This is a genomic window from Vicinamibacteria bacterium, from assembly GCA_035620555.1.
Taxonomy (GTDB): domain Bacteria; phylum Acidobacteriota; class Vicinamibacteria; order Marinacidobacterales; family SMYC01; genus DASPGQ01.
In genome coordinates this window covers 1-13,040 of sequence record DASPGQ010000148.1, presented here as the reverse complement: position 1 = coordinate 13,040, position 13,040 = coordinate 1, and the positions used below count along the sequence as shown (strand labels likewise).

Below are 13,040 nucleotides of genomic sequence, written 5' to 3'. Positions count from 1 at the left end.
ATGCTGGAAACCGAGAAACCCCTCGTCGTTGCCCGAAGCAGGCTCGAGGAGAATGGCACCTGCGCCGTCTCCGAAGATGACACAGGTGGCGCGGTCCTTGTAATTGATGATGCTGCTCATGACGTCCGCGCCGATGACCAGGACCCGCTCATGCGCTCCCGTCTCGATGAACTGGGCCGCCACCGAGACCGAGTACAGGAAGCCACAGCAGGCCGCCGAGAGGTCGAATCCCCACGCGTGGCGGGCGCCGAGCTTGTCCTGTACGAGGCAGGCGGTCGAAGGGAACAACATGTCAGGGGTGATGGTCCCGACGATGATGAGCTCCACGTCATCCGCGGCAATACCGCGACGATCGAGCGCCTCTTGAGCGGCGGCCGCTGCGAGCTCCGAAGTGCCGGTTCCGCTATCGACGAGTCGACGCTCTCGGATCCCCGTACGGTCGATGATCCACTGGTCCGAGGTATCCACCATCTCTTCGAGGTCGCGGTTCGAGAGAATCCGGTCGGGGAGGAACCGGCCTACCGAGGTGATCGTGGCGCGTCGTTTCATGGTCGCCCATCCTACGCTCAGCCTCGGGTGCCGATCAATCGGGTCTCATTGTTGAGGGCCCGGCCGCGACGGCGTAATATCTAGGGCTCCACCCAACCGGTTGAAAGGAGGTAGGATAGCAATCTTGGCCAAGGCGGCAGCCTTTTACGATCTGGACGGTACGCTCATTCGCACGAACCTGGTGCATGCGTTTGCCTTCTATGCCCGGAACGATCAAGGCATCCTGAGAAGCGTCGCCCAGACGGCGAAGACGGTGCTCGGAATTCCGGTGTTTGCCGCCGCCGACGTCTACAGTCGGAAGGTGTTCAACGACATTTTCTTCAAGTGGTACAAAGGGCAATCCGAGGACCGACTGCGATTCCTCGCCCAGGACCTCTTCGACCAGGTCATCCGCCCCGGGATTTATCCGGGCGCCCTCGAGCTTCTCGCAAAGTCGCGGGAAATGGGTCTTCGGCAGGTCGTCGTAACCGGCGCGCTCGACTTGAGTATCGCTCCCCTCCTGGAGTACATGGGTATCACCGATTATGTGGCCAACCGCCTGGAGTTCGAAAGCGGTCGGGCAACGGGTCGCCTGAAGCCCCCGGTGATGGCCAGCGCTACCAAGGCTTCCTGGATCCGCCGCTACGCCGAGCGTGAAGGCTTGTCGTTGAACGACTGTTACGCTTACGCCGACAGCATGAGCGACCTGCCGATGCTTTCCGTCGTCGGACATCCCACGGCGACCAACCCCGACGTCCGTCTGCGAAGCACGGCACTTCGTCACGACTGGCCGATCGTGAGCCTGAGGTAGTCAAGGAGGAACCGAATCCGATGCCTGTTCTTAGGCGAAAACTCGACCCGGCGACAGTCACCATCGACACCGATTCGGCACCGCGGGTCATCCACTTTGGCGAGGATTTCTGGGAGGAGGATCTCCCCACCGGCACTCGGGTCATCTATCCCAAGCCGCCCATTCAAGGCCTTCCCAACCCGAGAGGCGCCATCCGATACGCCTTAAACCACCCGTTGGGCACGGATCCCCTTCACGCCCAACTCCGCCCGGGGATGCGCGTCACGATCGCGCTCGACGACATCAGTCTGCCACTCCCGCCGATGGCGACCCCGGACATCCGTCAAACGGCGCTTCAGATCGTGCTCGAGATGCTCTCCGATCACGGCATCGAGGACATCCACATCGTGGTGGCGAACTCGCTTCACCGGAAGATGTCGGAGAGCGAGATGCGTCGCATGGTGGGAAGCGAAATCCACCAGGCGTTCTACCCGGGCCGTTACTACTGCCACGACGCCGAGGATCCCGATGGGCTGACGAGCCTGGGGGAAACGGCACACCACGAGCATTTGCGGATCAACCGCCGCGCCGCGGAGAGCGACCTCGTCATCTACATCAATATCAATCTCGTGCCGATGGACGGAGGACACAAGTCGGTCACCGTGGGACTGTGCGACTATCGGAGTCTAACTTACCACCACGAGCCGCAGACGATCATCGACTCGGACGGTTATATGGACCCGGAACGCTCCGAGCTCAACCACAAATGCGTGCGGATGGGCAGGCTCGTCGACGAGCACCTGAACGTCTTTCATATCGAGACCGTTCTCAACAACCGAATGTATCGGGACGAGCTCGACTTTCTCGGGAAGAACGAAGACGATTTCACCGAGCTCGATCGTCTCAAGCTGCGCGCGACGCGCTTCGCGACCGAGAAGCTGCCCCGGGAGGCCAAACGAGCCTTCTTCCACCGGATTCCCGCCGCCTACGAGCTCATCGGCTGCTACGCGGGGAAGACCGACCCGGTTCACGCGAAGACGCTGGAGCGCTCGTTCGAGCAGTACGCCGTCAAGGTCAAAGGACAGTGCGATATCCTCATCGTGGGCGTTCCCTACATCTCGCCCTATAACGTCAACTCCATCTTGAACCCGCTGCTCGTCCAGGTCATGGGGCCAGGCTACTTCTTCAACCTCTACCGGGGAAAACCTCTGGTGCGCAAAGGTGGCGTCTTGATTCTGTGTCATCCCTGTTACGACGATTTCGACCCTGAGCGCCATCCGAGCTACATCGAGTTCTTCCATCGCCTGTTGCCCGAGACCAGAGATGCATTCGTGCTGCGGGAGAAGTACGAGGAGGAGTTCGCGATGAACCCCAGCTACATCGCGATGTACCGCCGAGGGACGGCCTACCATGGGGCCCACCCGTTCTTCATGTGGTACTGGGGGGAGAACGGGCGGCGTCACGTCAGCAAGATCATCGCCGCCGGCGCCGAGAACCAGCACGTTCCCGAGCTCCTCGGGTGGGAGCGAGCCGACAGCCTGCCCGAGGCCATCGCCGACGCCCGGAGCCATTTGGGCCGAAGTGCCGAGATCACGATGTTGCATCTTCCTCCTATCGTGATTCCCCACGTGGAGTAGCGCCGTGGATCCGTTGGACCCCAATAAGATCCTCGAGGACCGCCGGATCTTCCTTCTCGGCGGAACCGGCTTTCTCGGAAAGGTCTGCCTGAGTCTGCTGCTCGACCGTTTTCCCGGCATCGGGCGGATCTATCTGATGGTGCGCGCGAGCTCCGAAGCGGAGAGCGAGGCTCGCTTCTGGGAGACCATCGTGCCTTCTCCGGCTCTCGAGCCGTTGAGGAAGCGCTATGGAGACGGGTTGATGGACTTCCTCCGTGCCAAGATCGTCGTGGTCGGAGGCGACATCACCCACGACAACCTGGGGCTCGGAGCGGCCCGAGCCCAGGCGGTGGCCGAGGATATCGATCTTCTCGTCAACTCCTCGGGGCGGGTGACGTTCAACCCGCCCCTCGAAGCGGCACTCAAGACGAATGTCACGGGAACGCTCAATACCCTGGCCTTTGCAAAACGAATGAAACGCCCCGCGCTCGTTCACGTGAGCACCTGTTTCGTGGCGGGGAATCGCTCAGGTGAGGTTTGGGAGAACGAGCCCCTGGTCGGTTACTTCCCCCGCAAGACCGAGGAGACGACCGACTTCTCCGTCGACAAGGAGATCGACGATTGCGAACGACTCGCCGCCCGCGTCAGGGACGAGTCCCGCGACAAATCGCTCGCCGACCGATTTCGCGAGCTTGCCAGGAGGCGCTTTCTCGAGGAGGGGCGGGATCCCGGCGACGCCCCGTCGCTCGCGCTCGCCATCGCTCGCGAGCGCAAGAACTGGATCCGCTCTCGGTTGACCGAGCTCGGGATCCAGAAGGCCCAGGATTGGGGGTGGCCAAACATCTATACGTATACGAAGAGCCTCGGCGAGCAGCTCGTGGCCGCGGAAGAGGGCGTCCGGCGCGCCATCATCCGGCCCTCCATCGTCGAGAGCGCGGTCGAGTACCCCTTCCCCGGATGGAACGAGGGATTCACCACCACGGCGCCTTTGGTTCGCATGGCGATGCGCGGCCAGAACCTCTTCCCGGTCAAAACCGACGTGATCCTGGACGTCATCCCGGTCGACATGGCCGCCGCCGCGGTAATCGGAGTGAGCGCTCTCGCGATGGTCGAAGAGCCCGAGCTCGTCTATCAGGTTTCGTCAGGGGACTGCAATCCTTCGAGGCTCGGCCGCCTCGTCGATCTTCTGGGTCTGTACAAGCGTCGACACTTTCAGCAGAAGACGTCGGGAAGCGGGTTGCTGAACCGGATCGCCTCCCGCATGGAGGCTCAGGCGGTAAAGCCCGAGAGCTTCGAGAAATACTCGCTCCCCCTCCTTCACAAGGCGACCAAGAGACTTTCCCGCTCGCTCGCAAGAGTTTCGTCGCGCCAGGTGGGTCCGCTCGCGCCGCTTCTCGATCAGGCGAAAGAAGCGATCGACGGCTTCGAGGCGTTTACCCGCGAAGGCGAAGAGCACTATCAGACTTTCCGGCCCTTTATCGTCGACAACAACTACGTCTTTCGCGCCGACAATACCCGGGGGTTGTTCCGGCGGTTCACCGACCGTTCGCTGGTGTTCGAGCCCGAGAAGATCGACTGGTACCGCTATTGGCTGGACGTCCATCTTCCCGGTCTGGAGAAGTGGGTATTTCCCCGGCTCGACGAGTCAGAGAAGAAGGTCAAACGGGTTTACACCTATCGAAGCCTGGTCGAGCTGTTCGATGCCGCCACGAAGAATCATGCCGGCCGGGTGGCGATGCGCATGGAGCGGGGAGGCCGAGAGGAGCGCTACACCTACGCGGATTTCCGGGAGTGCACCTTGCGCGCCGCGGCCTTTTTCAAAAGCCACGGCATCGAGGGAGGCAGGCGTGTGGCCTTGCTCTCGGAGAATTGCCCGGAGTGGGGCATGGTCTATTTCGGCATCGTCCGAACCGGCGCCGGCGTCATCCCGCTCGAAAAGGAGATCAATTCCGACGAGATCGTCCGTCTGCTGGAGATGGGAGAGGCGAGCGGCATCGTGCTCAGCGAGGAGCTCCTTTCCAAACATAGGGGCCTTGCGTCACGCCTCGCCGCGAATGGCGCGCCGGTTCGAGTCTGGAGCTTCGAGGACGTCTTCGCGCTCACCGACGAGATGACGGAGCAGAAGTGGGTGGCGTCGCTTCCAGAAACCGTGGCGCCATCGACCGTCGCCTCGGTCATCTATACGTCGGGGACGACCGGCAAACCAAAGGGGGTGATGCTGACGCATCGCAACCTCGTCAGTCTCGTGGCGAAGCTCCTATCGATCTTCGACATCGGTCACGACGATGGCATGTTGAGCGTCCTCCCCCTTCACCACTCGTTCGAGTTCTCCGCCGGATTTCTCCTTCCGCTCTCCCGCGGGGCGGCGATCACCTACCTGGCCGAAGTCAATGGCGACAACGTGAACCGTGCCCTGAAGAAGGGCCAGGTCACCTGCATCGTGGGCGTTCCCGCACTCTGGGATCTCCTCAAGCGGCGGATTCTCGGACGGTTCGAGGATCGCTCCGAGTCGGTCGCGGATCTCGTGAACGCGCTGATCGACGCGAACTACCTGCTTCGTGAGGAGGCACCGCTCAACTTCGGGCCGCTTCTTTTTCTGCCCATCCACCTGGCCTTCGGAGGGCGTATTCGCTACCTCATCAGCGGGGGGTCGGCGCTGCGACCGTCGACCCTGAAGACGTTCCGGGGCCTCGGCTTCGATCTGTTCGAAGGCTATGGACTCACCGAGGCGTCGCCGGTTCTCGCGGTGACTCGCCCCGATGAGAAGACGGTTCTGGGAAGCGTCGGCAAAGCTCTTCCCGGAATCGAGATTCGGATTCACGACCCGGATCGACGCGGCGTCGGTGAGGTCATCGCTCGGGGACCCAACATCATGGCTGGCTATTTCGGAAACGAGGAAAGCACCCGAGAGGCTCTGAGGGGCGGATGGCTCTACACCGGAGATCTTGGGCGGATCGACGACGAGGGGAACCTGTTCATCGTCGGTCGCTCCAAGGAGATCATCATCGACCAGAACGGCAAGAACGTCTATCCCGACGAGCTGGAAGAGCTCTATCGAAACGCCGATCTAATCAAGGAGATTGCCGTTCTCGGCTTTCCCGACGGCGTTGCCGAACGGGTTGCCGCCGTCGTGGTTCCCAATCGTGACGGCTCGGGATCTGAAGAGGTCGCCCGCCGAATCGACGAGCACATCCAGGCGATATCGGGGAAGCTCCCGCTATACAAGCGCATCAAGATCTACGAGCTGAGAGACGAGGAGCTCCCCAAGACGGCGACGCGGAAGGTCAAGAAACGAGAGCTGCTCGACTGGCTTCGGAAGAAACGTCGCGCCGAGGAGAGAGAGGCTCTCGCCGCCGAGGCGGACAAGGAGTGGCTTCTGGAGCTGGTGGCCCGTATCGCCGAAAAACCGCGGGAAGCGGTCACGTTCGAGAGCGGTCTGGATGAGCTCGGCTTCGACAGCCTCATGTACAACGAGCTCGCCGCCGCGATCGAGTCGAGAACGGGTGACAGCCTGTCGCCCGACGTGCTGATGTCTCTCACTGGGATTCGAGAGCTCGCCGAAAGCGTGAGGCGGCAAGGCGTCGACGATGTCGAGGTCCACTCCCGGCCGAAGGACAAGAACCTTTCCGCCTCCGAGAAGGTCGAGCTGCCCGCGATTCTCCAGCAGGTCGGTCGCAAGGGGCTCTCCGCGGTGCAGCACTGGTTCTACTTCGACTACCTGGAGCCTGCGATTCGCGGTCAGGCGAACATCCCCGCGCACACGCATTTTCTCGTCGTGGCCAACCACGCGTCCCACCTGGACATGGGCCTGGTGAAGATGGCCCTGGGAGAAGCGGGAGAAAACCTCGTTGCCCTCGCGGCGGCCGATTATTTCTTCGACAACCGAGTCAAGCGCACGTTCTTCGAGAACTTCACGAATCTCGTACCGATGGAGAGGAAGGGCTCGTTGAGGAAGTCTCTGGAATGGGCGTTCGAGCTGCTCGAGCGGGGCTACAACCTGCTCATCTTTCCCGAGGGCACGCGGTCTCGCACCGGTGAGCTGCAGAGCTTCCAGAGAGGTCTCGGCCACCTCGTGCTGCGAGCCCGGGTGGGCGTCCTCCCCCTCTATCTCTCGACCTTCCGCGCTCTGCCTCCTGGGGCCTGGTATCCGCAATCGCGGGAAGTGAGCGCAAGCATCGGGCCCTTCCTGACCTACGAGCGGTTGGAGCGCGTTGCCGAGGGCCTTCCCCGCTCCGACGCCGAGCGGGCGGTGACCCGTCTCGTGCAGCGGATCGTCGAGCGGCTCCGAGACGGAACCCCCATCGACCTCGAGAGCGAGATTTCCGAGGCTCGGGGTAACGTTTCGCAGGAGCGCAAGACACGCCAGCCCGTCGTCGTCGGTGAGACCGACGAAGGCCGTTAGCCGGTGAAGAACACTCTCGTCACGGGTGCGACGGGCTTTCTGGGTACGCATCTTCTAGAGCGCTTGAGAGAAGAGGGTGCCAACGTCCGGGTTCTGTCGAGGTCGGACGAGGTGGAGGGCGTGGAAACGGTTCGGGGCTCGGTGGAAGACGAATCCGCCGTCGCACGGGCCCTCGAAAACGTCGATCGTGTTTACCACCTGGCGGGAAAGGTTTCCCGCAACCGGGACGACGCCCGCGAAATGTATCGACTCCACGTCGAGGCCACGGCCCTTCTGTGCCGGCTCGCCAAAGCGAAGGGTGTAGAGCGTATCGTCCTCGCCTCGACCAGCGGCACGATCGCGGTTTCGGATTCGCCCGATTCGATAGCCGACGAGACCGCTAGACCCCCCCTCGAATGGATCGGCAAGTGGCCGTACTACACGAGCAAGCTCTACCAAGAACAGACGGCCCTCCGTGAGTGCGAGGGCGGCCCGGAGCTCGTCATCTTGAATCCGAGCCTTCTCCTCGGACCGGGCGACAAGAGGCTCTCCTCTACCGAGGACATTCTCAAGTTCGTCGCCGGGGATATCCCCGTCGTGCCTCCTGGCGGCATCAACTTCGTCGACGTTCGAGACGTCGCCGCGGCCTTCGTGGCCGCGATGTCGATGGGCCGCGCTTCCGAGCGTTATCTTCTCGGCGGGCCCAACTGGAGTTTCGGCACGTTTTTCGAGAAGCTCGAGCGCATCAGCCACGTCAGAGGGCCTCGCCTTCGGCTCCCCGAGCCCGTCTATGCGTTCGCGGGCAAGGCAGCCGACGCCTTGTTTCGAAAGCTCGATCGGACGCCCCCGGTGGACCGCGTCAGTGTCGAGATGGGCGAGCGGTTCTGGTACCTGGACTGCTCCAAAGCCCAGCGGGAGCTGGACTTTCGGGCGCGCGACCCCTACGAGACGCTCTTCGATACCGTCTCCTTCGTCAAGAAGGAGTTTCTGGGCGAGAACCTCCTGCCGCGCCGCGACGGAGCGCGCCGCTAGTCATGGATTCCACGGATTGGCCGGGCGGGTGAGAACCCGGAGCTTCCTCGGCTCGACCTCGAAGCTGGCCGGGAGGCGGTAGCCCGACTCTCCGTCGATCTCGAGGGGCACGTCTCCCGCGACCGGCCATGCGTCGAGCCGGTCCAACCGGCCGTGCTCCACCTCAGCCAGGCCCTGGTGCGCGCCCCAGTAGAGAAGAGGCGCGCGGGTCAGGAGCTTTCTGACGGGGAGCTTCTTGACGACCACGACGTCGAGACGTCCGTCGTCGAGGTGAGCCTCCGGGGCCATCTCCATGCCGCCTCCGAAGAACCGTCCGTTGTGAAGCGATACCGTGGTGATCGAGAGCCGGCGCCGGGTACGTCCATCCAGGGAAAGCTCCACCGCCGGGGGTTGGAACGCGAGCGCGGCCGCGACCGTCCCCCGCAGGTAGCCGCGACCTGCACCGTTGACGAGAGCAGCGACTTCGGCGCTCAGACCGAACGACGTCGCATTCACGAACCGACGCACCATACCGTCAGCGAAAGTCACGCGCCCGACATCGATCGCGATCGCGCGGCCGCAGCGCAGGAGCCGCACGGCGTCGCCGAGCCGATTCGGCAAGCCCAGGGAGCGAGCCAGGTCGGATCCCGTGCCGTGAGGGAGAATTCCGATCGTGCACTCGTGGCCCGACGTCACGATCCCCGAGGCGACCTCGGAGATCGTCCCATCGCCGCCGAATGCCACCACGAGACCGTAGCCCGCCTCGCCCGCGTTCCGGGCAAGCGCGGTCGCGTGCCCCGGACATTCGGTGAACCGGTGCTCGAAGGGACCGAAGTGGCTTCGGAGAGCCGTGGCCACGTGTGGCCAGTCGCGCCCTCCGGCGCCGCCGCGACTGGCGGGATTCACGATGACGAGAGGGAGGCTCCGAGCAGCCAAGAGGTCGAAGATGATACCAGTTTTGTGATAAGTTGCGCATCGAGCGGGGAACCACCGTGGGCGTCAAGGAAAGCACTCTTCAACAGCCGCCTGGCTGGCGGGAGATCCTCCGTGCGGCAGCCGTAGCGGCATCGAAGCTCGTGGCGGGCGTTTTTGGCTTCGCCAGGGACGGCATCGCCCGGGGCATCATTCGGATTGGCATCCCGGCGAACGCAGTGACCTTGGCTGGGCCGGTGGTGGTTTCCCTTCTCTTCAGGCCCCTTTTTCTCGGGACCCAGTGGCTTGCGGGACTCGTGCTCATCGCGGCGGGTGCGTTCGACATGCTCGACGGAGCCGTGGCACGCATCTCGAGAAGATCGACGAAGTTCGGCGGCTTCCTGGACTCGGTGACCGACCGCTATACCGATTTCTTGATGCTCTTCGGCATCCTCGTCTATCTCTTGCGTCACATCCACGGACCGGGGCGCACGCTCTATCTCATCCTCTTCGGATTCACGGTCGTGGGGACCGCGACCACGTCTTACATTCGGGCCCGGGCCGAGAACGTCATTCCCGAATGCAAGGTCGGGTTCATGGAGCGGGCGGAGAGAACCGTCACGATCATCATCGGCTTACTGGCGAGCAACGTTCACATTACGCTCTGGATTCTCGCCATTTTCACGAACCTCATCAGCATCCAGAGAATCTTCTACGCCCGGATGGTGCTGAACGACCGTGAGCCGAAGAGCCTGTTCTGGCTCTGGAGATACCCGCGTCTTACGGCGCCACACTTCACGCTCTGCGCGGCTTTGATACTCTTTCTCATCATCGGCCACTTGTTCATTCCGCGCCCGTAAGGCAGTGAGCACGCGACAATCCTTTTCTCGAGAGTGCTTGTAGGCGATTGAGCAACGAGACGCCGAAAGAGCCCACCGTCCTGCACAACATGACCCATTGCCCCTCGACCTCAGCAAAAGACCGCTAGCGAGACTCCGCCTCGAACGGTCCAGTCGGGAGTCTCGGTCGACGCTGATCCCCAGGAAAACCTGTCCCATCCATTGAGATCTTCACGGCATTGGCGCAGCTAGAACTGCCTTTCAAATTCCGGACTTTCAACGCCGCGGAACTCGCCCCGTGTTATTTTGGAGATCTCCGGGGGCCGGAAACGACCCCTAGATTCGGCTGAGGAATCGGACAAAGAAAGGGCGGCGATAACCGCCCTTTCCCGGTTGGGAAGAGGTGCTTACTTCAGGGTGCTAGCCCAGCGGCGATCTTGTGGAAGGTCGAATTCGAGACCTCGAAAGTCTTCACTTCTGGGGTTCCCTCAACCAACTTCGACAGGGTCTTCAGTACTCCAGGGTACGCAGCGCGCTGGTATTCCTCCGCGTTCTCCCTGTCGTTCCAAAAACTGATCCCGGTGACTTCCGACCGCTCGGGAGCGAGGAAGCAAATCTCATCCCGGAACCCCTTCTGCTTGCGCAATACGGGAATGACCTCGTTCTCGAACGTGCGAGTGAATTGCGGACCGTCATCGGTCTTGAGCTTCATATTGACGATTCTAGCGTACATACAAAACCTCCTTCGGGTTTTGAGGGGCGAATCGGTCAGCTGAGCCAAATCATTTCAGATGAGCTAAACGAGCCGTCCTTTTCGTTAATCACTATAGGTTAACCAGAATGATTTGTCAATATGCCGAACCGCTTCAATTGGTGGAAAATCGAACCCCCCCTGGAGTCTCTGTACTAGTATCTAGTTCTTATATAAATGTTTATGCCCACCTACCAGGAGCGCCTCATTTACCATAAATGGTTAACTTAGTGAAAAGAACGAAAGAAGAGCGTAGCTCGATAATAGGCGGACAAGAATCAAGACGGATCGTGCAGGGCTCCTGGGCGCATGAGGAAAGACGAATACCGCTCGCCGCTAGACTCGACGTCAACGTCGCGCGAGAGCGGGCCCGGGCGGGGCGCTTTCCCCTATTGGTAGTTTCCCAACGGGACCCGGGAGTGGCCGGCTGGACGGACTCCGTTCTCCGAGGTTAGAATAGAATATTCTTTCACTCTCATCTTGTGCGATGAGTGATGACGCCTAGCAATCGCTCGAAGCGCGGTAAGAAGGGCCCTGCCCGGACGGCCGGAGCGTGGCCGGCGGTCGAAGAGGCGATCCGGGGCGTCCGGGCGGTGGTCGAAAGGTACGTGGCCGCCTGGACCCAGGAGCTCGAAGCCACCGGTGCGGCCCTCTGCCACGACGGGACGGGGCGCAGTGGCGAGCTGATCGTTCAAACAGGCAGTCGGCTGAAGCACCTCGGAAAGGCCATGCACCTCGCCCCCGATGGGCTCGAGCGGTACCTGCGCGAGCGCCTCGATCCGCTCGCCTCTTCCCTGACGGCCTTCGAGGGCGTGGTTAGCGACCACGAGGTGGCGGAGAGGAAGCTCGCATTGGCCAACGCGGAGCTTCGTCGCCGAATCGCCGAGCGCGAGCGCCTCGAGGGCGAGCGGCGAGAGGCCGAGCAGGGGCTGCGCGAGGTGCGGGCGCGGTTCGAGAGCGCGTTCGCCAACGCCCCGATCGGAATGGCGCTCGTGGACATGGAGGGCCGATGGTTGCAGGTGAACGACGCGCTGTGCCGGATCACCGGGCACACCGCCGAAGAGTTGAAGGCGACGACGCTCGAGGCAATCACCCATCCCGAGGACCGCGATCTCGACCAGGACTCTCGGCGAAAGCTGCTCGACGGCCAGGTCACCAGCTTCCAGATCGAAAAACGCTACCGCCACGCCCGCGGCCATTATTGTTGGGTGCTGCAGACCGTCTCGCTCGTCCGCAACGATCAGGACAGAGCCCTCCACCTCGTCTCCCAGGTTCAGGACATCTCCGAGCGCAGGGAGCTTTCGGAGCGCCTCGAGTACCTGATCGATCACGACTTCCTGACGGGGCTCTTCAACCGGCGCCGTTTCGAGCTCGAGCTTTCCCGGGAAGTGGAGCGGGTCGCCCGCTACGGCGCTTCGGCCGCAGTGCTCGAGTTAGACCTGGACAACTTCAAGGACGTCAACGACGCCTTCGGCCATAAGGCGGGGGATGATTTGCTGAAGGGCGTGGCGAGCGCACTGAGGCATCGCATTCGCCAGACGGATGTCCTGGCGCGAGTTGGCGGAGACGAGTTTGCCGTGCTCCTTCCTCAGACGGATGCCGACCAGGCCCTGGTGGTGGCCGCCGGAATCGTCAAGGCCATGAGCCAGCACGTCGCGGTGCTTGGTGACCAGTCGATCCGAATCACGGCCAGCGCGGGAGTGGCCTTGTTCGACGGCCTCTCCGCGGCAGAAGTGCTGGCGTGCGCCGACCAGGCGATGTACGAAGCCAAGCGGGCGGGGCGAAATCGCTTCGCCCTGCACCAGCCGGGCAGGGGCAGCCGGAAACGGGTGTCGGCGCGGCTGGCGGACGCGGAGCGGCTCCGCACGGCGCTCGAAGAGGAACGCTTCATCCTCTACGGCCAACCGATCCTCGATCTCAGGAAAAACGAGGTCAACCAGTACGAGGTCCTGCTGCGGCTCGAGTCCGATGAAGGGGGCGAGCCGCTCCCGCCCAGCGCGTTTCTCTACGTTGCCGAGCGTTTCGGGCTGATCCAGGCCATCGACTGCTGGGTCGCGCGCCAGGCGATAAAGCTCATCGCCGAGCATGAGCGCGGCGGTCGCCGGCTCGTGCTCCATGTCAACCTCTCGGGCAAGTCGATCAGCGATCCCAACGTCGCCGCACTCACCGAGGGTGCCCTTAGCGCGGCGGAGATCGATCCGGCGCGCCTGGT

9 protein-coding genes are annotated in these 13,040 nt (G+C 62.5%); 6 read left to right on the top strand and 3 right to left on the bottom strand.

The genetic code is table 11. The features are described from left to right. A partial coding sequence (locus tag VEK15_05835) for a beta-ketoacyl-ACP synthase 3 (GenBank protein ID HXV60194.1) occupies positions 1 to 549 on the bottom strand: 549 nt, incomplete at its 3' end. 124 nt (positions 550 to 673) lie between these two features. On the opposite strand from VEK15_05835, the gene VEK15_05830 reads away from it, so the two are divergent. From VEK15_05830 to VEK15_05815, 4 genes are read left to right on the top strand one after another with little or no spacing between them, the layout of a single operon-like run. Further along, on the top strand, positions 674 to 1,339 hold the full coding sequence (locus tag VEK15_05830; protein ID HXV60193.1) for an HAD-IB family hydrolase: 666 nt from the start codon (positions 674 to 676) through the stop codon (positions 1,337 to 1,339). Positions 1,340 to 1,359: 20 nt separating this feature from the next. Next, positions 1,360 to 2,955, top strand: coding sequence for a lactate racemase domain-containing protein (locus VEK15_05825; GenBank protein HXV60192.1), 1,596 nt, complete (start codon positions 1,360 to 1,362; stop codon positions 2,953 to 2,955). A gap of 4 nt (positions 2,956 to 2,959) precedes the next feature. Then, the gene (locus VEK15_05820; GenBank protein HXV60191.1) at positions 2,960 to 7,336 is read left to right on the top strand and encodes an AMP-binding protein; all 4,377 of its coding nucleotides are present in this window, start codon (positions 2,960 to 2,962) and stop codon (positions 7,334 to 7,336) included. Positions 7,337 to 7,339: 3 nt separating this feature from the next. Then, the gene (locus tag VEK15_05815; protein ID HXV60190.1) at positions 7,340 to 8,347 is read left to right on the top strand and encodes an NAD-dependent epimerase/dehydratase family protein; all 1,008 of its coding nucleotides are present in this window, start codon (positions 7,340 to 7,342) and stop codon (positions 8,345 to 8,347) included. Here the strand turns inward: VEK15_05815 and VEK15_05810 are convergent, their stop codons facing one another. Next, on the bottom strand, positions 8,348 to 9,262 hold the full coding sequence (locus VEK15_05810; protein ID HXV60189.1) for a diacylglycerol kinase family protein: 915 nt from the start codon (positions 9,260 to 9,262) through the stop codon (positions 8,348 to 8,350). A gap of 32 nt (positions 9,263 to 9,294) precedes the next feature. On the opposite strand from VEK15_05810, the gene VEK15_05805 reads away from it, so the two are divergent. Then, positions 9,295 to 10,098, top strand: a complete 804-nt coding sequence (locus VEK15_05805; protein ID HXV60188.1) for a CDP-alcohol phosphatidyltransferase family protein — start codon at positions 9,295 to 9,297, stop codon at positions 10,096 to 10,098. Between the two features lie 391 nt (positions 10,099 to 10,489). On the opposite strand, the gene VEK15_05800 is transcribed toward VEK15_05805, so the two are convergent. Further along, on the bottom strand, positions 10,490 to 10,810 hold the full coding sequence (locus VEK15_05800) for a hypothetical protein (GenBank protein HXV60187.1): 321 nt from the start codon (positions 10,808 to 10,810) through the stop codon (positions 10,490 to 10,492). Positions 10,811 to 11,322: 512 nt separating this feature from the next. Here VEK15_05800 and VEK15_05795 point away from each other — a divergent pair. Then, positions 11,323 to 13,040: diguanylate cyclase (locus tag VEK15_05795; protein ID HXV60186.1), on the top strand; the 1,718-nt coding region annotated here is incomplete at its 3' end.